This is a genomic window from Nonomuraea angiospora (assembly GCF_014873145.1).
GTDB lineage: Bacteria > Actinomycetota > Actinomycetes > Streptosporangiales > Streptosporangiaceae > Nonomuraea > Nonomuraea angiospora.
This window is the reverse complement of record NZ_JADBEK010000001.1, coordinates 7,569,472-7,590,497: the sequence shown is the minus strand read 5'-3', so window position 1 is coordinate 7,590,497 and position 21,026 is coordinate 7,569,472. Positions and strand designations below refer to the sequence as shown.

Here is a 21,026-nt window from a genome sequence, read left to right as displayed (position 1 = left end):
GCGCGCGGTTCACTCCCAGAGCGCCGCCACCTGGGCCACCGCGCCGCGGCCCTGGGCGTAACCGGCTCGGGCGCTGGGCGTGCGCACCTCCGGGTCGAGCGGGTCGGTCCCGAAGGCGGCCAGCGAGTCGGCGTCCGGCCCGATCACCTCGACCCGGCCGTCGAGCGCGGCCCAGGACGGCTCGCCGACGTCGGGCATCGGGGCCAGCACCAGCACCCGCTCGAACCCGGCCGCGAGATCGGAGTTGGTGCTCGTACGCACGCCGCCGTCCATGTACCGGACCCCGTCGATCGTCACGCACGGCCACACGCCGGGCACCGCGCAGCTGGCCGCCACCGCGTCCACCAGCTCCACCCCCGACCCGGGCTCGAACAGCCGGGTCTCGCCGCCGGCCGCCTCGACCGCCACGATCACCAGGTCGCGCCGCGGCCACTCATGCACGGGCAGCCGGGCCTCGATCACCTCGCGCCGCCTGGCCTCGCTGATCGTGTCGGCGGCCAGCGCCAGCGCGCCGATCTTCCGCCGCTGCTCGACCGGGTCGGACGTGCTCTCGTAGACCTCCTGGAGCTTCGCCCACAGCTCCTCCATCCGCACCCCGCTGGGCAGTTCGAGCGTCTGGAGCGCGGGATCGACCTGCCGCTCCAACAGCTCGGAGAGCGGCAGTCCGCTGGTGACCTGGACGGCGACCGCCGAGCCCGCCGACGTGCCGACGATGCGGTCGGCCCCTGTTACGTCCACACCGCCGTCGGCGAGCGCCGCCAGCACACCTGTCGTCCACGCGATCCCGGCGACCCCGCCGCCACCCAGCACCAGTGCCCGCTTGCTCATCGGTCCTCCTCATTGGGGTTCTTCCACCCCAACGCCCGGGTCCCGCGGGTGTCTTCCGCCGATCTCAGCCGGCGAGCACCTTGCGCAGCACCGCGGCGAACTCCTCGGTCCTGCCGATGAAGCCGCCGTGGTCGCCGGGGAACTCCGTCGGAGTCGTGCCCAGCAGCTCGGCCAGCGCCACGGAGGTCCGGTAGGTGACCAGCCCGCCCGACTCGTCACCGATGCCCACCACGACGCGGGCCGGGGCGGCCTTCAGCGCGGCGACGTCGGGCACGTAGCGGGTGGTGCCGCGCAGCTCATGGGCGAAGAAGCGCGCGCTGTCGGCCAGCATCTGCTCTGTCGGCTCCCCGGGAGGCCCGGCCGGGGCGCCCTCGTCGCCCTGGTCGAACCCGGCGGTGGCCATGAACTTGGCGAAAGCCGCCCAGACGCCGTCCCGGTGGTAGGTCGCGATGATGTCCTCGGTCGCGGCGCGCTGGTCGGCGGCGTCGGGGAGCAGCTCCAGCGAGGGCGGCTCGTGCGCGACGAGTGTACGGACCCGGGCGGGGTGCCGGGCCACCAGCGCCAGGCCGGTCACCGCGCCGCCGCTGCTGCCGAACACGTCGGCGCTCTCGGCGCCCAGGGCGTCCAGGAGCAGGGCCAGGTCGTCGGCCCGCAGCTCGGGGGTGGAGTCCTGGGCGGGGTCGTCGAGCACGCTGCCCGAGATGCCCCGAGGGTCGTGGGTGACCACCGTGTAGTCGCCCGCCATCGCCTCGGCCAGCGGCACGAAGTCGGCCCCGGCCATCGGCGCCCCGGTGATCACCAGCACCGGGCCGGCGCCGCGGACCTCGTAGCTCAGGCGTCCACCCGGGATGGCGAGGGTGCGCGTGGTCGTCATGGAAACCTCCAGTTGTTTCACCGTCGCCGATATGACTCCCGCCGCCGGCGAAACTCATCGGCGCGCGCCCTCCCCGATCCGCTGCATCGCCGGGCGGCGCAGCCAGGTGGCCCAGCGCCAGAGCCATTCCACGGGGCCGTACCGGAAGCGGCGCAGCCAGAGGGTGGAGACCAGCCACTGGCCCGCGAGGATCGCCCCGGCGATCAGCAGCACCGTCGTCACCGGCCAGGTCTCCGGCGGGCCGGCCACGAACCTGGAGATCACCAGGACGAGGACCGTGGCGGACAGGTAGTTGGTCAGCGCCATCCGGCCCAGCGGGGCGAAGACGGCCTGCAGGACCGGCCGGAGCGGCGTCCTGAGCAGGACCAGCAGGCCGCACACGTACACGCCCGCCGTCAGCAGCCCGCCGACGGCGAGCGATCCGTCCTGCGTGCCGGCCTGCAGCCACAGGGCGACCGCCGCGCCGGCCGCGAAGAGCACGGTCAGCGCCACGGGGGCGGAGCGCTCGATCCGGTCGATCACCCCGTACCGGGTCAGCGCGGAGCCGGCCAGGAACAGCCCGGGGACCAGCGCGGTCCCGCCGCCGGAGGCCAGCGCCGCGGCCACGAGCGCGACGGCGAGGCCCGCCACGGCCCAGCGCGGCAGCCAGGTCGAGGGCAGGAGCACCACCAGGCCGACGACGGCGTAGATGGTCAGGATGTCGCCCCGCCAGAGCGCGAACATGTGCACCAGGCCGATCGCGAGCAGCACCAGGAGCCGGCGCAGCAGGAGCAGTCGCGGGCTGGTGGCGCGCCCCGCCGCGGACTCCAGGAGCAGCGAGAAGCCGATGCCGAACAGCAGCGAGAAGATCGGGAAGAACCGCTGCTCGACCAGCAGCCCCATCCACATCGTGCCAGGGCTCTGCGCCGTGTGCCGGACGGGGACGAGGGCGTCGCCGACGTGGGCGATCGGCTGGACGTTGGCCAGGAGGATCCCGCAGAGCGCGAAGCCGCGGATGACGTCGAGCGCGCTGATCCGCGCCCTTCTTCGGGAATCTGGATTTTCGGGTGGCATGACGCCCCATCCTGCGGGCCTCATGCCGGTGCCGGCTTCGGCCGGAAGCAGGGTTGGCGACAGTACTTTCGGCCGGATCTGTGTCCTGAGGGGGCCTCAGGGGGCTCAGGGGGTGACGACCTCCAGGTCGCCGGAGTCGCTGGAGACCTCGATCGTACGCGGCGCCGAGGCGTCGTTGGCCGCCGTGACGTGCTTGCTGCCGGAGTCGGTCTTGGTGATCACGTGGTACGGCCCCTGCGGCACGCGGACCGTGACCGCGCCCGAGTCCGAGGAGCTCACGACCTTGTCCGGCTGCGCGGTGAAGGCGAGCTCGACGTCCCCCGAGTCGGTCTCCGTGACGACCCGCTTGCCCGACAGCCCGCTGGCCTCGATCACCCCGGAGTCGCTGTGGACGTCCACCTCGCCGGACAGGTCCTTCAGCGTCAGGTCCCCGGAGTCGGAGGTGATCTTGACGCGGAGGCCCTTGGGGATCTCCACCTTGTAGTTCACGTCGCAGGCCACGCCCCCGCTCCCCAGCCCCCAGGTGCGGGGGCACTTGTACGTCAGGGCGAGCGTGTCGCCCTCCACGCCGTGGCTGGTCTCCGGCTTGTTCTTGCGCCAGACGAGATGCTCGGTCACGTGGATGCCCTGGCGGTCCGACTCCACCACCTCGACGGTGCCGGAGTCGGACCCGACCCTGATGCCGGCCACCTTGTCGGTGACGTCGTAGGACTTGGTGTCCTCATCGAGGGGGCCACCGAGGCCGCACCCGGCTGACACCGCCGCGACCACCAGCAGCCCTGCGATCATGCCCGCTCTCTTCATGCCCATGACGCCTAAGTGTGGGTCACGAGGCCCTGCCCGGGCGTCGGGGAGTTCCCTGAGACGTCCCTGAAGACTCCCTCAGGGGCGGTCGGTTCACCAGCCGAGCTCGTCGCAGCCGGTGTGGTCGGCGGGCTCGACCTGGAGGGTCGCGTGCGCCACGCCGTGCCGGCGGAGCAGCAGCTCGCGGGCCTTGTCCAGGATGGCGTGGTGGTCGTTGGGATCGACGGTGACCAGGTGGGCGGTGGCGACGTTCATGCCGGAGGTGAGGGTCCACAGGTGCAGGTCGTGCACGTCGCGTACGCCGTCGAGCGCCGCCAGGTCGGCCGCCACCGCGGCCGCGTCCATGCCCTCGGGCACGTGCTGGCCCAGCACCGCGAAGACCTGACGGCCGAGGGAGATCGCGCGCAGGGCGACGAAGACGCCGATGGCGAGGGCGACGACGGTGTCCCAGAACGTCTGGCCGGTGGCCGTGATCAGCCAGCCCGCCACGATGACGCCGACGGACCCGGCCGTGTCGGCCACGACCTCCAGGTAGGCGCCCTTGACGTTGAGGCTCTCGCTGGCCCCGGCACGCAGCAGCGACAGGGCGATGAGGTTGACGACCAGGCCGATGCCGCCGACGACCAGCATCGGGCCGGAGGAGACCTCCGCGGGTCCGCCGATCCGCCCGATGGCCTCGGCGACCACGTACAGCGCGACGCCGAGCATCATGATCACGGCCAGCAGGGACGCGAACACCTCGGCCCGGTAGGAGCCGTAGCTGCGCTTTCCGGTGGCGTCCGGCCGGGTGGCGATGCGGGTGGCCACCAGGGCGGCGCCCAGGGTGACGACGTCGGCGGCCATGTGCCCGGCGTCCGACATCAGCGCCAGCGAGCCGGAGATCAGGCCGTAGACCAGCTCGACCACGAAGTACGCGCCGATCAGGACGAAGGAGACCGTCAGCCGCCACCGGTGCCGGGAACCGGCGTGCCCGTGTCCGTGCCCGGCGCCCATCAGTCGGCCCCGTCCCGCTCGGGGTGGATGGCCTCGGTGTGCTCGGTGTGGGCGAGCGCCACGTCGAGCAGCATGCGTACGTGGGGGTCGTCCAGCCGGTAGTACGCCATCCGCCCGGCGCGCCGGGCGACGACGATGCGGTGGGCGCGCAGCAGCCGCAGGGCGTGGGAGACCGCGGACTCGCTCTGTCCGGTCACCGCCGCCAGGTCGCACACGCACAGCTCTCCGTCCAGCAGCGCCACGAGCAGCCGCAGCCGGTTCGGATCGGACAGCAGGCCGAAGATGTCGGCGGTGTCGGCCAGATCGTCGGCCGCCGGCATTCGCTCGCACACGGCGGCGACCCGGTCCGGGTCGATCACCCGGACCGCGCAGCCGTCCGGAGACAGGACAACTCGCTCACTTGAAGAGCTATTCATATAAACAACGATAACCTGCGAAGCGATCCCTCCGTCAAGTTTCTCCGCGCGCCCTCTTTCAAACCCGGCCATCGCAGAAGGCTCTCGGCCCGGCCTCTTCTTCAAGCCGGGCCGAGAGCCTGCGCAGGTCAGCGCTTCATGAGGGCGAACACGCCCCAGCCGAGCAGCTGCCGCTGGAAGCGGACATAACGCATCGGCTCGCGCGACAGCTCGGCACGCAGTTCGGGCGCGAGCTCGTCGTCGGGGTTGGCGTCCAGCCAGGTACGCAGGTTGCGCCACTGGGCGGCGACGTACCGGTCCCAGCTGTCCTCGTCGGCGAGCACCATCTCGACGACGTCGTACCCGAGCCCGTCGAACAGCTCGAAGAGGCCGGGCAGCGTCTCGCGGTCGTCGCGCGAGGTCGCGTGGCACGCCTCCAGGGCCTCCTGGCCGGGCGGCTCGGCCCGCCAGAACACCTCGCCGATCAGCATCGTGCCGCCCGGGCGCAGGCTGCGCTCCAGCAGCGCGACCGTGCCGGCGGTCCCGCCGCCGATCCACGTCGCGCCGACGCACGCCGCGACGTCGACCGGCTCGCCGGCCACGTACGTGGAGGCGTTTCCGTGCGTGAACGTCACCCGCTCGCCGACGCCGAGCCCGGCGGCGCGCTCGCGGGCGGCGGCGAGGAAGACGGTGCTGATGTCGACCCCGGTGCCGGTGATCCCGTGATCGCGGGACCAGGTGCACAACATCTCACCCTTGCCGCAGCACAGGTCGAGCACGGTGGCCCCGGGCCGCAGCCCGATCGCCGCGCCGAGCGTGGCCAGCTTCTCAGGGGTGAACGGGTTGATGATCCGGTGGCTGCTCTCCCGGATGGTGAAGCTACGTGACAGATCCAAGATCGTGAGTCCTTACGTGGGATGGCTGAGGTACGGGGACGGTCAGCTCATCGACACGCATAAAAGCAACTCCTCCGTCACGAGATGGTGATCGTGACCCTAGCCCTCCGCCGATTCCGGCGGCAATCGAATTTCCTCGTGCGCGTCCAGGAGGTCCAGGTAGCCCTGTACGGCCTCCCACAGGTGGTGCTCGGGGTAGCGCCCCAGGCTGCGGTGCCGCCGGCGCCACTGCCTGTCCCAGTAGGAGTCGCGTACGGCACGCAGGTGGTCCAGCGCCGCGCGCAACTCCCCGGCGACCTGGGCGGGCTCTTCCCGAGGCCGGGACGCCACCTCGCGCACCCGGTCGAAGCGGCGCTCGGCCAGCGCGTCGAGCACGTCCTGCTCGGGCCCGTCCAGCGACCAGAACCGCACCGGGTCCTGAATGCGATGATTCTCCACCGGATCCAGGTGAGAGCGCCACCAGTACGCGACCCCGCCCTGGTCCAGCCGCAGGAAATCGACCAGCCACGCGGTGCCGGGCGGCTGCGAGCCCCAGGTCACCTCCTCCGGCGGGAGGTTCAGCACCAGGACGATCTCGAGGTGATCGACGGGGTCTTCACCCGCGAGCAGGTCGCCGAAGACGTGCGCGGCGCGCAGGAAGGGTTCGTCCGCCGGGACGCGGCGGGTCTGCTCGCAGGCCTGGGCGAGCTGCCGCAGCCTCTCCACCGCTCGCCGGTAGCGCATCCTCCGCTCGCCTCCCTGTCCCGGACTCGCGACCAGCGTACGGTCTCCGGTGTTCAGGGGCGTCGCGCCAGGGCCGGTGCCTGGTAGGCCCATTGCCAGGCCAGCTCCAGCGGCCCGCGGCTGAACCGCCGCAGCCACACCGACGACAGCACCATGAACAGCACGCAGATCCCGGCCCATCCCACCGGCACCCACCACGGCCGCAGCCCGTCGAACCGATCCGCCAGCCCCAGACCCCAGCCGTAGCAGAGGACGCTGGCCGCCAGGTTCTGGAAGACGTAGCAGGACAGCGCCGTCCGCCCGACGTCCGTGATCCCTTTCCTGAGCACGCCCGGCGCGCCACCCATGCCGAGCACGATCGAGGTGATCATCCCCAGCAGGCCCAGCGCGACCAGCGGCGCCATGAGATAGCGGTCCACGGCGAACCAGGCCGGGCCCGCGAAGGAGGTGGCCAGGTTCAGTGGCACACCGACGCCGAGGCCGATGACGATCAGCTTCCTCCGCAGTCCCGCGCCACGCTCCTCGAAGACGCCCGCGCGCAGCAGCCGGGCGCCGAGCAGGAACAGGACGGTGCCCATGGGGATGATGAACACCAGCTCCGCGCGGAACACGGCGACATGCCGCAGGCGGAAGGCGACCTGGTCGAGCCAGCCGTCCGGGGGGTAAATCGGGGTGCCGCCCCCGGCCGGCACCGCCATCAGGGCCGCCGTGACCAGGGCCACCATGGCGACGTGCACCGCTCCCGCGGCGACCATCCAGGCGGTGACCGCACGGTCGCTCCTGCCCACCAGGTACGCCACGATCATGGAGGTGATCGCGTACCCCATCAACACGTCGAACTCGAAGACCAGGACGTAGTGCAGCGCCCCCTCCACGAACAGCAGCGTCGCCCGCCACAGATACCTGCCCGGCCACGTCAGCCCGCGCCGGACCGCGCTGCGGTACTGCAGCTCCAGGCCGACACCGAAGAGCAGCGTCAGCAGCCCGAGGAACTTGCCGTTGGACAGGAATTTCAGGAACGTCTCCACCGCACCGGCGCCGCCCCCGAACTGAAGGAACTCGGCGGATCCGCCCGGCGCGGTGAAGATCCAGATGTTCGTGCCGAGCGTGCCCATGATGGCCACGCCCCGTAACACGTCAAGCGCGTCGATACGTCTGGTCACACCATCAAGCCTGGTGGCGCGGTGGCCCCTCCCCGTCGTCCCGGCGAGCGAAATAAGCCGTACATCGATCGATGTATGGCTTTACATCTTTGGTCAACCAGTGCACCGATAGGCGGGGGAAGGAGTCTGCGTGTCGCCGCTGGGACGGCTGGCCTGGAAGCCGAACGTGGTGCTCTGGCCGGGCGCGAGCGTGCCGTTGTGACCGGCGTTCCTGACCGTGACGGTCTGTCCGCTGACGGTCAGCGTGGCGTTCCAGGAACCGGTGACGGCGTGCCCGCTGGGCAGCGTGAACGTCACTGTCCAGCCCGTGGTCGTCGAGGTGCCCGTGTTGGCGACCGTGACCGGCTGGATCACGTAGCCGGTGCTCCACTGGGTCTGGGTGGTCGGCGTGGCCATGCATCCGCCGGTCGTGCCGCCCGGGCCGGTGGTGACCGTGACCGTGCTGGACACCGGCGACGAGTTGCCCGCCGCGTCGCGGGCGCGCACCTGGTAGCGGTAGGTGGTGGCGGCGGTCAGCCCGGTGTCGGCGTACGAGGTGGTCGCCGCGGTGCCCACCTGCGTGAAGGCGCCGCCGGACGAGCCCGGCGCGCGCAGGACGTCATAGCCGGTCACGCCGACGTCGTCGGTCGAGGCGGTCCACGTCAGCGTGGTGCCGGTGGCGGTAACCGCGGAGGCGGCCAGGCCGCCGGGGGCGGTCGGCGGGGTGGTGTCGGTTCCGTTCGTGGCGGGCGGGATGCGGATGACGCGGTCGTCCTGGGCCACCGGCGTGCCGCGGCCGTCCCGGTTGCTGGTCGTCACCCAGAGCCAGCCGTCGGGTCCGAGCGCGACCGCGCGGAGGCGTCCGTACGTGGACTGGAGCTCGGCCAGCGGCGTGCCGGGCGTGCCGCTGCCCGTCAGCGGCACCGTCCAGAGGCGCCGGCCGCCCAGCGCGGCGGCGAAGAGCGTGTTGTTGGCGTACGCGAGCCCGCTCGGCGACGCCTCGGCGGTCGTCCAGGTGACGATGGGGTTGCGGAAGGAGGAGTTGCCGCAGTTGCCTTCGCAGGTGGGCCAGCCGTAGTTGCCGCCGGCGACGATCTGGTTGATCTCGTCCCAGGTGTTCTGGCCGAATTCGCTGGCGTACATCCTGCCTTGGGAGTCCCAGGCCAGGCCCTGCACGTTGCGGTGGCCGTAGCTCCAGACCGGGGATCCCGCGAACGGATTGTCCGAAGGCACGCCGCCGGTGGGCGTCATGCGCAGGATCTTGCCGGCGGGGCTGTTGAGGTTCTGGGCGTTGCTGGTGTTACTGGCGTCGCCGGTGCTCAGGTAGAGCATGCCGTCCGGGCCGAAGGCCAGGCGCCCGCCGTCGTGGATGGTGGCGCTCGGGACGCCCGAGAAGATCACCGTCTGCGTCTGAGGCGCGCTCAGCTGGAACCTGACCAGGCGGTTGTCCCCGGCGGTGCTGGTGAAGTACGCGTACACCCAGCCGTCCCTGGCCGCGATGCCGAGCAGGCCGCTCTCACCGGAGGCGCTCACCCCGCTGACGGTGGCGACCTGGGTGGGCGTCTGGCCGGGCCGTACCTGGAGGATCCGCCCCGTGTTCCGCTCGGAGACCAGCGCGCTGCCGTCCGGCAGGAACGCCAGACCCCATGGCACCTGCAGTCCCGTGACGGACACCTCCGCCCTGGAGAAGTCGAAGCCCCCGACCACCTGCGCACGTGCCTCGGGAGCGCTGATGATGAGGGCGATCAGGGCCAGAATCAGGGCGGGTACGACACGGGCGCGCATGACGGACTCCTTGACGGGATCACGTGTGCGGACCCCAGCACCGTAGGCATCGCGACCGCAGGACCTCAATCATCGCGACCCGCCCGTTCCGTCCATCTGCGACGACGGCCACGCGGTCGCTGAAACTTTCAACATGGCCGCGCGGCGCTCGATGGGCTCGCACCAGTCCTGGTAGATGTGCCACGCGTACCCTGGAAGGTGGAATGCTCACCGGTCGAGCGCGACCATGACGCGGGAGACGGGTGAGCACACGCGCACTCGGGGGGTGAGCCCGATGAGGCCTCACGACGTCTGGTCCGCAGGCACCGCGGCAGTCGCCATGACAGCCGCCCTGTTCACCGGCGCACCAACGGCCACGGGGCAGGCGGCCGGGTCGCGGCCCGCCCAAGAATGCACTCCTCCACCGCTGCCGGGCAAGGTGGTGGACGTCGACGTGACCGACGCGACCGGGGCAGCACCCATGCGCCTGACCGTGAAGCCGGCCAAGGTCACGGCAGGCACCGTGTCTCTCCGTGTCTCCAACACCGGCACCCTGGCCCACGAGGTGGTCGTCCTCCCGCTGACGGCGGGCCGGCCCATCGGGAAGCGGCCGATCGGAGCCGAGAGCCGCGCAAGCGAGACGGGCTCCGTCGGCGAGGCGTCCCACAACTGCGGCGCGGGCGAGGGCGGCGGCATCGCACCCGGATCCGCGGGCTGGGCGACGCTGACGCTGAAGCCCGGACGGTACGAGCTGATCTGCAACTTCCCAGGACACTACGCCGCGGGCATGCGCGCGGAACTCGACGTCACCCCGTAACCCACACGGGGCTTTGTGACACTCATCACCCCAAGGCCTTATGCGGATTTGTCCACAGAACGTCGGATACCGCCCTACTAACGTCCTGCCCTGTCCCAAGAGATCCGAAAGATTAACCGGAGGCAGGACCCCATGAACACTTCCGAGCAGCTCGGCAACCGGCGTATCCAGTGGCGGCGTGCGGTGGCCGGCGCGGCCTTCGCGGCGCTGGCCTCCACCGCGGCCCTGGCCGCCACCTCGGCACCGGCCAACGCCGCCCCCGCCACGTTCACCAGCGCCAAGACGTACTACTTCACCGCGGTCCTTCTCGGCAGGAACGAGGTGCCGGAGGCAGGCAAGAAGGTCAACGACCGGAACGGCCTGGCGGCCGCGAAGTTCCGCATCAAGGGCGACCGTCTCTACTACTTCGTCCAGTGGAAGAAGGTCGCCAAGCCCACCGCCTTCCACATTCACCGGGGCAAGGCCGGCAAGAACGGCCCCGTCGTCATCGACCTGCTGAGCAACGGCACCATCCGCGGCAACACGAGCTCCGGCTCCGTACGCGTCAAGGACACCAGCGTCCTCAACGGAATCAAGAAGAACCCGAAGAACTGGTACGCCAACCTGCACACCTCCGAGTTCCCCGACGGCGCGGTCCGCGCTCAGCTCCACGGCGCCCACCACTGGTAAACCGACCCCCACGGATGATCGACATTCCCTGACGCTCGCGATCCGTTCGCTTACTATCTGATGTGCCCGTGCTGAGCCGGATATCGACAGGAGGCGACGAATGGTCGCGGAGTCCGAGACGTCGGTAATGGCACGGTGACGTTGCTCGCAGGCCGTTATCGCCTGCTTTCGCAGCTCGGTCAGGGCGGCATGGGCACCGTCTGGCGGGCGACGGACGAGCTCCTCCGGCAGGAAGTGGCCGTCAAGGAGGTCCGGCTCCCGCCGGATCTCGACGAGGCGTCGCGGGCCGAACTGGCCGAACGCACGCTCCGGGAAGCGCGCGCCGCGGCGACGCTGCGTTCCCACCCGTCCATCGTCACCGTGCACGACGTGGTCCTGGACGACGGCCGGCCGTGGATCATCATGGAGCTGGTCCGCGGCCGCTCCCTCGACCGGGTCGTACGCGACGACGGCCCGCTGCCGCCGCACCGCGTGGCCGAGATCGGCATGCGGATGCTCGACGCCCTCGGCGCCGCGCACGCGTCCGGCATCCTGCACCGGGACGTCAAACCCGCCAACGTCCTGCTCACCGACGACGGGCGGGTGCTGCTCACCGACTTCGGCATCGCGACGATCGCCGGGGACACCGGGCTCACCCAGACGGGGATGTTGACCGGCTCGCCCGGCTACATCGCGCCGGAGCGCCTGCGCGGCGAGGCCGACGGCCCGCTCGCCGACCTGTGGTCGCTCGGCGCCACGCTCTTCACGGCTGTGGAGGGCGGGCCGCCGTTCCCCCGCCCGAACGAGGCCGCGGTCCTGGCCGCCGTACTGATGCAGGAGCCCGCCCCCTTCCGGCTGGCCGGCCCGCTGGCACCCGTGCTGGCCGCGATCCTGGAGAAGGACCCGGCACGCCGCTGCTCCCCGGACCAGGTGGCCGGCTGGCTGCGGGCCCTCTCGCGGGGCGAGCCCACGGACGTCCCGACCTCGCCACGCACGCGGACCGTACCGGGCAGCCGCCCCCGTCGGCGTCGCCGCGTCCAGGTCGTCGTGGGCGCCCTGCTCGCGGTGGTACTGGTCGTGGCGGCGGGGGTGGTGGTCGTGCCGTACCTGTTCCCGAACGTCGTCCGCTTCCTCGGCGCCATGCTCGCCCCCCGCGTCAGCTACACCTATTCTCCGCTGCCGACGTTCCGCTCGTCACCGGAGGCCACCCCGGTCATCTCCCGCGACTTCGAGGCGTGCGATCTGCTGACCAGCGCCCAGACGCGCTCGCTGTTCGGCGGGGCGATGAAGCGCCAGTTCCTGACCGACGCCGCCTGCTCCTGGTCCAATACGGATGGTTCCATCCTGAGCATCATGGCGTACCGCTTGCCGAGCGCCTCCGCGGCCAACCTGACCCATGATCAGATGGTCGAGTACATGAAGGACGAGCCGAAGCGCGACGAGAAGACCAAGATCCGCACGGGGCCGAAGGTCGGCGACGAGGCCTTCAGCTACACCCGGCAGGTGCCCAACTGGCCGTGGAAGGTCTACGAGACCAAGATCTCCTTCCGGCTGTCGAACGTCTCGGTGTCCATCACCGTCAGAGCGCGACGCTCCGGGTTCGGCACCGCCGACCGCGCCGCCAAGCTCGTCGCCGCGGCCCTCGACAAGTACCGCTGACACTAAGGTTGCGGCTGCACCGTCCACGGCCGGAGCTTCTCGGGGTTGCGTACCGCCCAGATGTGCTTGATCCGCTCGCCCGTGACGTCGAACGCCGCCACCGTCACCGTCACGCCGTCCTGCTGGGCCACCAGGCCGGGCTGACCGTTGACCGTACGTTCGAGGATCGTCAGGCCGGGTGACATTCCAGCGATGGCGAGGAGGTAGCGGGCGATCTGCTCGCTGCCCTCGATCGGGCGGAGCCCGGCGCTGACGAGGCCGCCGCCGTCGATGACCGCCCTGGCGTCGGGGTCGAGGAGCTCGATGAGGGCCTTGATGTCCTTGGCCTCCCAGGCCCGCTTGAAGTCACCGACGATGCCGGGCCGGGCCGCCGGAGTCGCGGGAGCCTGCGTGGCGCGAAGACGGCGGCGGGCCGAGGAGGCCAGCTGGCGGCAGGCCACCGGCGTACGGCCGACGATCTCCGCCACTTCGGCGAAGGAGTAGCGGAAGACGTCGTGCAGGATGAACGCGACGCGCTCGGCCGGGGTCATCGCTTCGAGCACGACGAGGAAGGCCATGTTGATCGACTCGTCGAGGGTGATCCGGTCGGCGGGGTCGATCATGGCGCCGCCCGGCCGCGCGCTGATCCACTCCGTACGGTCGGGCAGCGGCTCGGGGATCCATTCGCCCACGTAACGCTCGCGCCGCGCCCGTGCCGAGCCGAGCACGTCGAGGCAGATGCGGCCGGCCACCTTCGTCAGCCAGGCGCCGGGGGACTCGATGGCCTGCTGCTGCTCCGGGGTCATGGCGTACCAGCGGGCGCAGGCCTCCTGCACGACATCCTCGGCATCGGCCAGGGAGCCGAGGAGGCGGTAGGCGAGATTGATCAGCTGGCGCCGCTCGCTCATGATCACGCTCAGGCTCGGGTCGGACCCTGGCTCGGATGGGGTGGTCATGGTGTCGCCTGCTCCTCGGTCGTTTCTGCCCTCACCCGGACAGACGAGACAACACCCCGGAACGTGAGGTCGCCGCACCTCACATTCCTGGCGGTCGTGTCGTCGGACTGCCGAGACACCGGATCGAGAAGGGAAGTCCCGCCATGTCCACGCCCACGAACCTCAGGTACTTGCGGATCGCGATCACCGTGCAAACCGTGGCCGTCTTCGTCCAGGCGATCACCGCCGGGCTGCTTCTGTCCCTGCCCGGGGGTGGGGCCCTGCACAGTGCTGGAGCATACGCGACGTTCATTGTGACGCTGTTGCACCTGGTGGTCGCGATCTTGGTGTGGCGGCCGGGCGGCGGCTCGCCCAGGCCCATCCTGTACGCGGCCGGCTTCTTCGTCGTCACGTCGGCGCAGATAGCGCTGGGCATTGCGCACGTGAAGACCCTGCACGTGCCGTTGGGCGTCCTGATGTTCGGCATGAGCGTCGTTCAACTCGGCCGGATCCGGGCCGGCCGCGGCGCCCGCGTGAACGCCACGACATGACGCCCCGCGCGACACGCGCAATTCTGGAGCGCACGCTCTGTTATGATGGTGGGCATGCCTCGCCCTCGAGTCCATGATCTCGGCCGGTTGCTGGACGTCGCCGAGCAGTTGGTGGCCGACGGCGGTCCGGAGCGGTTCACGGTGCGAGCGCTGGCGACGGCCGCCGGGGTGTCGAACGGTGTGATTTACCACGCGTTCGGGTCGTTGCCGGTGCTGCTCGGGCGGCTGTGGCTGAGGGCGGCGGGAGATTTCCTGGATCTCCAGGTCGAGCTGGCCGACGCGGTGCACGGGGGTGACCGCGAAGCGGCAGTCGAGGCGGTGGCGGCGGTGGCGAGCGCTCCGGCGGTGTTCGCCGACCGCCGGCCCGCCGCCGCCCGGATGCTCGTGGCGGTGCGCCGTGACCAGTTGCTCGGTCCCGAGGTGCCGCAGGAGCTGGCCGAGGAGATGTTCGCCCTGGACAAGCGGTTGGTGGCGCTGCTGACCCGCCTGTCGCGGGCGCTGTGGGACCGTGCTGACGGGGCGAGCGTCGAGGTGGTGACGCTGTGCGTGGTCGACCTGCCGACCGCTGTGTTCCGGCGGGCGCTGGCGGGCCCGACCGCGGACGGCCGGCCCGTGATCGGGGAGGACAGCCGGGCACGGCTGAAAGCCGCGGTCCGCGCGGTCCTCGCCCTCCCGCCGCCCCCACCGGCCGCGCGGCCGGGCCGGTGACTAGCGTTCGCCGGCGGGGTAGTCGGCCGAGCGGCTGACGTCGGCCCATTTCTCGGTTTCGGCGGCACGCAGCTCGGCGGCCTTCTGGGCGGAGGCGACGGCGTCGCTGCCGAGGAGGAGCCGCCGGGGCGGGTCGTCATGCCCGACGACGTCGATGATGATCCTGGCGGCGCGGGCGGGGTCGCCGGGCTGGGTGCCGTCGGTGTCGCGCCGGTAGCGGTGGATGGCGCCCACGGTCTGCTCGTAGTCGGGGCCGACGGGGTGGATCTCCATGGAGGCCCCTTGCCAGTCGGTACGGAACGCGCCCGGCTCGACGATGACGACCTTGATGCCGAAGGGCGCGACCTCGTTGGCGAGCACCTCGGAGAAGCCTTCGACGGCGAACTTCGCGGTCTGGTAGGCGCCCATGCCGGGAGTGCCGCCGACGCGCCCGCCGATGGAGGAGAACTGCACGAAGACCCCTGATCGCTGGGCGCGCAGGACGGGCAGGGCGGCCCGGGTGACGTTCACCACGCCGAAGAGGTTGGTCTCGATCTGGGCGCGGAAGTCGTCCTCGGCCATCTCCTCGATCGGCGCGCTGTTGCCGTAACCGGCGTTGTTGACCACCACGTCGAGGCCGCCGAAGGCGTCGGTGGCCTCCTCGACCGCCCGGGCGGCCGCGGCGGCGTCGGTGACGTCGAGCGCGACCGCCCGAATCCGGTCGCCATGGCGGGCCACCAGGTCGTCGAGCTGCTTGGGGCTGCGCGCGGTGGCGATGACCTGGTCGCCCGCTTCGAGGACCGCTTCGGTGAGGTGGCGGCCGAAGCCGCGCGACGATCCGGTGATGAGCCATGTCCTGGCCATGGGTGCTTCCTTCGGTCGATGCCGTCTAACTGCCTCATCAATGTAGCACTTACAAAACTAAACTCCGCGTCAGTGTGTCCTCTGTGCCGCAAGCAGGGGTATCTTGGGGCGCGTGAGAGCCGACGCCACCCGCAATCTCGAACGTGTCCTGAGCACAGGCGCCCGCATGCTCGCCGACGACCCCTCGGCGACCATCACCGCCATCGCCGCCGCGGCAGGAGTGGACCGCCGCACGGTCTACCGCCGCTTCGCCTCCCGCGAAGACCTCATGGCCGCCGTCTACGGAGCCCGCTACGACGCGGTCGAGAAGGCCATCCAGGAGGCCAGGCTGCGCGAGGCCCCCGTCGAGGTCGCGCTGCACCGTTACGTCGAGGGCATCATCGCCGCCAACCGCAAATGGCCGGTGGAAACGAGCCGCATGCTCCGCGAGGAGACGCTCCGCGAGCGCCGCCGCGGCCTGATCGACGAGGTCGACGCCTTCCTGCGGCGCGCCACCGACGAGGGCCTGCTGCGCTCCGACCTGCCGCCCGGCTGGGTGGCCGCGCTCCTGCCGCCGCTGATGGTGCACGCCGCCGAGGACCTGCCCGAGCTGAGCGCCGCACAGGCCGCCGACGTCGTGGTCGACACCCTGCTGCGCGGCGTCGGCCGCCCGAGCGGGTCCGGCCAGGGGATCACCGCTCCTTCCGGTGCGGACCTTGGAGGACGGGCTGCGCGGGCTTCGCCAGGAACGGGGACCGGCCGAGGATGACGATGCCGGTCACCATCGCGATCAGACCGGCCACCTCGCCTGCGATCGCCGCCGGGGTGACCTGCAGGCGCTCGGCGAAGATCGCCACACCCAGCACGATCCCGGCGATCGGCTCCGCGACCGTGGTGGCCGGCAGCGAGATCTGGAGCGGGGCGGCGTCGAACGCGCTCTGATTGAGCAGCAGCCCCACCACGGCGACGCACGGCAGGACGTACAGTTGCCAGGTCGCGAGCATGTTCGGCCCGCTGTCCAGCGTGAGCAGGGAGCCGCGGGTCAGCACGTCCTGGAGGCCGTACAGCACCCCGGCGGCGGCCGCCAGCAGCATCGCCTTGACCTTCAGGGAACGCCGCAGGCCGAAGAGGACCAGCGCCGCCGCGGCCACGACCACCGGGAGCGCCGCGAGCCACCGTATGGAGACCGGGTCGGGGAGGCGCCCACCATGAGGCTTTCCGGCGAACAGGAACAGCGCCACTCCTCCGCACACCAGCAGGGCGCCCAGTTGCAGCGTGCGGCCGAACGGCTCCTGGTAGATGACATGGGCCGCGCTCAGGGCGAACAGCAGGTTCATCGCGAGCAGCGGCTCCACCTGCGCCACGTCCGCGTACCGGAGCGCGATGGCGCCGAGGATCTGGCCGCCCACCATCAGCCCGATCCCGGCCAGCCACAACGGCATGCGCATGAGGTCGAGCAGGAGGCGCGGATGCAGCATCTCCTCCAGGGGCTCGCGGTAGGCGGCATGCTGCTGGGCGACGAAGCCGATGCCCAGCAGGCACGCCGCCCCCAGAGAGACGATGATGACGATCACCAATGGTGACCGTCTCCGATGTCCTGTCCGACCGGGATGAGCACCCCGTTCCGCTGCCCCGAACGCCGGCTCCGTAACTGGCCCCCGCGGAGTGCCGAGGCCCGTTTGCACTGGAGGACACGGGTAGACGGCCAGATATGGACAGGAACGGCGAACAGATGCTCGGAGGCCTGATCGCCGCCCATCACCTCGCGCCCATGGAGGACCTGCCCGCGCTGGTCGTCGCCTACGCCGGCCTGGCGGGCTTCTCCCAGCCGCTGCTGTATCTGGCCGATCTGCAGCAGCAGTACCTGGTGCCGCTGCCCGGCCAGCGCGCGCCCGACGGTTCGCCCCCGCGACGCCTGCGCATCGACACCACCCTGGCCGGGCGCGCCTACCGCGGCCTGTACCTGGTCTCCTCCCTCAAGACCGGCGATCCCGACCCGGATGAGGAGGCAGGCCCCGGCGAGGACGGCCCCAGGCGCTGGTGGCTGGTGATGCTGGACGGCACCGACCGCATGGGCGTCCTGGCCGTCACCGCCCCCGAGGACGACGACGAAACCCGGCGGCGCGCGCACTGGCTCGCTTCCCTGCTGGCCGTGGTGCTGGCCAGCAAGCAGACCACCAGCGACACCTTCGCCACCGTGGTCCGCGACCGGCCGATGGACCTGTCGGCCGAAGTGCTGTGGTCCCTGCTGCCCGCCAAGACCTTCGCCACCGACCAGATCGTCGTCAGCGCCGCTCTGGAACCGGCCTACCAGGTCGGCGGCGACGCCTTCGACTACGCCCTGACGCGTGACCAGCTCAACCTGGCGGTCTTCGACGCCATGGGACATGACCTCACCGCCGGGCTGACCTCCGCCATCGCCATCGGCGCCTTCCGCAATCGCCGCCTGCGCGGCGACGGCCTGCGCGCCGTCGGCGAGGCGATCGATGCCGCCATAGCCGAGCAGTTCGCCCGCACCCAGTTCGCCACCGGCATCCTGGCCACCCTCGACATCGGCACCGGCGCGCTCACCTGGGTCAACCGCGGCCATCCGCCACCGCTGCTGCTGCGCCACGGCCACGTGGTGGCCGAACTGGCCGCCGAACCCGGCCCTCCCATGGGGCTGCGCCTGCCGGCCGGCCAGGACCCGGCTCACTACCAGCTCCAGCCCGGCGACCGGCTGCTGTGCTACACCGACGGTGTCGTCGAGGCCAAGGACCCGGACGGCCACGAGTTCGGTCTTGACCGTTTCGTGGACTTCATCACCCGCCACGAAGCCGACCAGGTCTCGGCTCCCGAGACGCTGCGCCGGCTGGTCCAGGCGCTGCTGCAGTACCAGCACGGCGTGCTCCAGGACGACGCCACCGTGCTGCTCGTGGAATGGCAGCCCCAAGCGGGCGCACCGATGGGACCCTACGCGGTCACGCGCAGGGTGCCGCGCATGCCCAGCGGCTCATGACCGCCTGCGCCGCAGACCAGGGTGAGCAGGGTGAGCAGGGCGCCTCGCGGGGCGTCGAAGTGCAGGGTCGTGCTCTGCCCGGGAGCCAGGACGGGCGTGTGCGCCGAAGCGCGGGACCGCCAGACGACGGCGGTCCCACCCCGCCTTCGTCAGCCGGAGCGGACGGCCCGGTTCAGCAGGACCATGAGCTGCCGCAGTTCGTCGCGGTCCAGCACTGCCAGCGGGGTCTTCTCCAGCGCCGTCCGGACCAGTTCGTCGCGAACCTCGCGGCCCTTGGCGGTCAGGACCAGGACGCGGGAGCGGCGGTCGGCCGGGTCCACGGCGCGCTCCACCAGCCCCCGGTCGGCGAGCTGGTTGGTGATGAAGGTCAGGTTGGGGGCGTTGCAGTACAGGCGCTCGGTCATCACCTTCATCGAGGGTGGTGGCTCGGCCGGGTCGATGGCCCACAGTGCCTGGAACGTCGCCGGGGTCAGGCCGTGCCTGGCCAGCGCCTGCCCGATCAGGTCGTTGGTCCGCATCCAGATCTCATGGGTCGCGGCCACCACCGCGGTGAGCTCGGGCGTGGTCATGCCGCCATTCTATCGGTGTTTCGAGTTTCGAAGGATCGTGCTAGCGTCAATGCTTCGAGACTCGAAGCAATGGAGGATGTTGTGGCCGACGACTATCGCGGCGTCACCGCGCTCGTCACGGGCGCGTCCAAGGGGCTGGGGCGGGCGTACGCGCTGGAGCTGGCGCGCCGGGGAGCACGGGTGATCCTGCTGGCCCGTTCGGACGGGAGCCTGCGGGAGCTCGCCGCACATATTCGGGAACGGCACGGCGGGCCGGACGCCGAGGTCATCACCGGTGACCTCGGCGCTCCGGATGGTCCGGAGCGGGTCCTGCGGGAGCTGCGTGACCGCGGCCTGACCGTCGATCTGCTGCTCAACAACGCCGGCGCGGGCAGCGCGGGCCCGTTCCTCGGCCGCCCGCTCGAGCCGCAACTGCGCTCCGTCGGGCTCAACGTCGCCGGCCTGCTCGCGCTGACCCACGCGATCGGGGCCGAAATGGTCGCCCGCGGCTCCGGCGGCATCATCAACGTCTCGTCCACCGCGGCCTTCCAGCCCATGCCCTACCAGGCCAGTTATGCCGCGACCAAGGCTTTCGTGCTCTCCTTCACCGAGGCGCTGGCCGAGGAACTGCGCGGCACCGGCGTCCACGTCATGGCCGCGCACCCCGGCGCGATCGCGACAGGCTTCTTCGACGGCACCTCGGCCACGATCGACTCCCGGGTTGCCGACGCACCGGCCACCGTCGCGGCCCGTACCCTGAACGACTACGCCCGCAGGCGCGCGGTGTCGTATCCGGGCCGGGCCGTGAACCGGGCGCTGACCTGGCCCGCGCGCCTGCTGCCGCGCACCGTCGTCGCGCGGATCGCCGGCGGGTTCAACCGCCGGCTCCGCATGCACGAAGTCGTCGACCTCGCCTAGGACATCAGGCTTACGCCGGTGACCCCGTACCTCGGGGATCCCGCAGCCTCGGTCCGCCCCGCCTGGCGCACAGGCCGAACAGCGCTCGCAATACCGGCCCGGGCAAGAAGGCTCAGCGCTGCCGCCGACCCGGTGCCGGCCTCGGCGGTCGCCACGACTATGCGCTGGCCGTCCACCTGCGGGACGTTCAGGGTCTGGAGGTTGAGCTGCATGCGGCCTACGACCGGATGGTGCATGCGGTAGGTCGCGAGATCCCACCTCCTGACCCGGTGCTCGGACCACATGCCGGCGAACTCCGGGCTCTTCATGGTCAGTTCGCCGATCAGTGCGGCCAGCCGAGGATCATCCGGATGCTGCCCGGCGGCGAGCCGCAGCTTCCCCACCACGTCCCTGGCCTTCTTCGGCCAGTCCTCCGCGTACAGGTCCCGCGTGTGCGCGTCCAGGAAGACCAGCCAGGCCGTGTTCGGACGCTGGTCGGGCTGATCGGGGATGTGCGGGTCCAGATGCCCGGCGAACAGCGTGTGTCCCATGCGGTTCCAGGCCAGTACGTCGCTGCGGCGCCCGAGCACGACCGCGGGCGCGTCGCCGAACGCGGCGAGCAGCTGCCGGGTCGTGTCTCCCGCTCGCTCCGGCGCGGGCCTGCGCCGGGTGCCGGTGCGGCGCGAGGCACGGGCCAGGTCGTGCAGGTGGGTCCGCTCCACCTCGTCAAGACCGAGGGCACGGGCCAGCGCGTCCAGCACCTCCGGTGACGCGTTGAGCGAGAGCCCCTGCTCCAGGCGCGTGTAGTAGGACAAGCCCACCCCGGCGAGCTGCGCCAGCTCGTCACGGCGCAGCCCCGGCACGCGACGGCGCTCTCCGAAATCCCGGAGGCCCACATCCGCCGGCTGCAACTGCGACCGGCGCATCCTGAGGAACTCTCCCAGCCCCGTCTTCTTGTTCATACGCCGAGTATCGAGCACCGGGACGCCGGG

At 71.2% G+C, this 21,026-nt stretch carries 23 protein-coding genes; 8 read left to right on the top strand and 15 right to left on the bottom strand.

The genetic code is table 11. From position 1 onward, the window contains the following. Positions 1-9: 9 nt before the first annotated feature. From H4W80_RS34515 to H4W80_RS34470, 10 genes are all read right to left on the bottom strand, one after another. Complete coding sequence (locus H4W80_RS34515; RefSeq protein WP_192788900.1) at positions 10-828, bottom strand: patatin-like phospholipase family protein; 819 nt, start codon at positions 826-828, stop codon at positions 10-12. 64 nt (positions 829-892) lie between these two features. Next, positions 893-1,702 carry an alpha/beta fold hydrolase gene (locus H4W80_RS34510; RefSeq protein WP_192788899.1) on the bottom strand — a complete coding sequence of 270 codons (810 nt, stop codon included), beginning with the start codon at positions 1,700-1,702 and terminating at the stop codon, positions 893-895. 54 nt (positions 1,703-1,756) lie between these two features. Continuing rightward, the gene (locus tag H4W80_RS34505; RefSeq protein WP_192788898.1) at positions 1,757-2,755 is read right to left on the bottom strand and encodes a DUF418 domain-containing protein; all 999 of its coding nucleotides are present in this window, start codon (positions 2,753-2,755) and stop codon (positions 1,757-1,759) included. 105 nt (positions 2,756-2,860) lie between these two features. Beyond that, positions 2,861-3,565: a DUF4097 family beta strand repeat-containing protein gene (locus tag H4W80_RS34500; protein ID WP_192788897.1), complete on the bottom strand. Its 705-nt coding sequence runs from the start codon at positions 3,563-3,565 to the stop codon at positions 2,861-2,863. Between the two features lie 87 nt (positions 3,566-3,652). Then, positions 3,653-4,552: a cation diffusion facilitator family transporter gene (locus H4W80_RS34495; protein WP_192788896.1), complete on the bottom strand. Its 900-nt coding sequence runs from the start codon at positions 4,550-4,552 to the stop codon at positions 3,653-3,655. Next, positions 4,552-4,968: an ArsR/SmtB family transcription factor gene (locus H4W80_RS34490; protein ID WP_192788895.1), complete on the bottom strand. Its 417-nt coding sequence runs from the start codon at positions 4,966-4,968 to the stop codon at positions 4,552-4,554. Before H4W80_RS34490 ends, H4W80_RS34495 begins: the two co-directional genes overlap by 1 nt. Before the next feature lie 128 nt (positions 4,969-5,096). After that, positions 5,097-5,843, bottom strand: a complete 747-nt coding sequence (locus tag H4W80_RS34485; protein WP_192788894.1) for an SAM-dependent methyltransferase — start codon at positions 5,841-5,843, stop codon at positions 5,097-5,099. A gap of 99 nt (positions 5,844-5,942) precedes the next feature. Next, positions 5,943-6,566 carry a DUF7711 family protein gene (locus H4W80_RS34480; protein WP_192788893.1) on the bottom strand — a complete coding sequence of 208 codons (624 nt, stop codon included), beginning with the start codon at positions 6,564-6,566 and terminating at the stop codon, positions 5,943-5,945. Between the two features lie 53 nt (positions 6,567-6,619). Then, a complete protein-coding gene (locus H4W80_RS34475) occupies positions 6,620-7,729 on the bottom strand; it encodes a DUF418 domain-containing protein (protein ID WP_318787201.1) in 1,110 nt (369 codons plus the stop codon). A 93-nt stretch (positions 7,730-7,822) separates the two neighbouring features. After that, positions 7,823-9,493 (bottom strand): PQQ-dependent sugar dehydrogenase, encoded by a 1,671-nt coding sequence (locus H4W80_RS34470; RefSeq protein WP_192788892.1) that lies wholly within the window; start codon positions 9,491-9,493, stop codon positions 7,823-7,825. Between the two features lie 274 nt (positions 9,494-9,767). On the opposite strand from H4W80_RS34470, the gene H4W80_RS34465 reads away from it, so the two are divergent. From H4W80_RS34465 to H4W80_RS34455, 3 genes are all read left to right on the top strand, one after another. Next, a complete protein-coding gene (locus H4W80_RS34465; RefSeq protein ID WP_192788891.1) occupies positions 9,768-10,289 on the top strand; it encodes a plastocyanin/azurin family copper-binding protein in 522 nt (173 codons plus the stop codon). A 132-nt stretch (positions 10,290-10,421) separates the two neighbouring features. Continuing rightward, the gene (locus H4W80_RS34460; RefSeq protein ID WP_192788890.1) at positions 10,422-10,958 is read left to right on the top strand and encodes a CHRD domain-containing protein; all 537 of its coding nucleotides are present in this window, start codon (positions 10,422-10,424) and stop codon (positions 10,956-10,958) included. 135 nt (positions 10,959-11,093) lie between these two features. Next, positions 11,094-12,596 carry a serine/threonine-protein kinase gene (locus tag H4W80_RS34455; protein ID WP_318787200.1) on the top strand — a complete coding sequence of 501 codons (1,503 nt, stop codon included), beginning with the start codon at positions 11,094-11,096 and terminating at the stop codon, positions 12,594-12,596. A gap of 2 nt (positions 12,597-12,598) precedes the next feature. Here the strand turns inward: H4W80_RS34455 and sigJ are convergent, their stop codons facing one another. Continuing rightward, positions 12,599-13,531, bottom strand: coding sequence for an RNA polymerase sigma factor SigJ (gene sigJ, locus H4W80_RS34450; protein WP_192788889.1), 933 nt, complete (start codon positions 13,529-13,531; stop codon positions 12,599-12,601). A gap of 170 nt (positions 13,532-13,701) precedes the next feature. Here sigJ and H4W80_RS34445 point away from each other — a divergent pair, with 170 nt between their 5' ends. Together H4W80_RS34445 and H4W80_RS34440 are read left to right on the top strand one after the other, a co-directional pair. Beyond that, positions 13,702-14,061 (top strand): hypothetical protein, encoded by a 360-nt coding sequence (locus tag H4W80_RS34445; protein ID WP_225963821.1) that lies wholly within the window; start codon positions 13,702-13,704, stop codon positions 14,059-14,061. A gap of 54 nt (positions 14,062-14,115) precedes the next feature. Further along, on the top strand, positions 14,116-14,769 hold the full coding sequence (locus H4W80_RS34440) for a TetR/AcrR family transcriptional regulator (protein ID WP_192788887.1): 654 nt from the start codon (positions 14,116-14,118) through the stop codon (positions 14,767-14,769). Here H4W80_RS34440 and H4W80_RS34435 read toward each other — a convergent pair whose 3' ends face one another. After that, the gene (locus H4W80_RS34435; protein WP_192788886.1) at positions 14,770-15,612 is read right to left on the bottom strand and encodes an oxidoreductase; all 843 of its coding nucleotides are present in this window, start codon (positions 15,610-15,612) and stop codon (positions 14,770-14,772) included. A gap of 112 nt (positions 15,613-15,724) precedes the next feature. On the opposite strand from H4W80_RS34435, the gene H4W80_RS34430 reads away from it, so the two are divergent. Then, a complete protein-coding gene (locus H4W80_RS34430) occupies positions 15,725-16,360 on the top strand; it encodes a TetR/AcrR family transcriptional regulator (protein ID WP_192788885.1) in 636 nt (211 codons plus the stop codon). On the opposite strand, the gene H4W80_RS34425 is transcribed toward H4W80_RS34430, so the two are convergent. Continuing rightward, positions 16,284-17,276 (bottom strand): DMT family transporter, encoded by a 993-nt coding sequence (locus tag H4W80_RS34425; RefSeq protein WP_465263741.1) that lies wholly within the window; start codon positions 17,274-17,276, stop codon positions 16,284-16,286. The two genes, H4W80_RS34430 and H4W80_RS34425, sit on opposite strands and share 77 nt — an antisense overlap. Before the next feature lie 26 nt (positions 17,277-17,302). Between H4W80_RS34425 and H4W80_RS34420 the strand changes: the two genes are divergently transcribed. Beyond that, positions 17,303-18,589, top strand: coding sequence for a PP2C family protein-serine/threonine phosphatase (locus tag H4W80_RS34420; protein WP_192788884.1), 1,287 nt, complete (start codon positions 17,303-17,305; stop codon positions 18,587-18,589). 149 nt (positions 18,590-18,738) lie between these two features. Here the strand turns inward: H4W80_RS34420 and H4W80_RS34415 are convergent, their stop codons facing one another. Then, positions 18,739-19,158, bottom strand: coding sequence for a MarR family winged helix-turn-helix transcriptional regulator (locus H4W80_RS34415; RefSeq protein WP_192788883.1), 420 nt, complete (start codon positions 19,156-19,158; stop codon positions 18,739-18,741). A 69-nt stretch (positions 19,159-19,227) separates the two neighbouring features. On the opposite strand from H4W80_RS34415, the gene H4W80_RS34410 reads away from it, so the two are divergent. Beyond that, a complete protein-coding gene (locus H4W80_RS34410) occupies positions 19,228-20,055 on the top strand; it encodes an SDR family NAD(P)-dependent oxidoreductase (protein ID WP_192788882.1) in 828 nt (275 codons plus the stop codon). Here H4W80_RS34410 and H4W80_RS34405 read toward each other — a convergent pair. Then, entirely contained in the window at positions 20,052-20,996 is a 945-nt protein-coding gene (locus H4W80_RS34405; protein WP_192788881.1) for a helix-turn-helix domain-containing protein, read from the bottom strand. The two genes, H4W80_RS34410 and H4W80_RS34405, sit on opposite strands and share 4 nt — an antisense overlap. Positions 20,997-21,026: the final 30 nt, after the last annotated feature.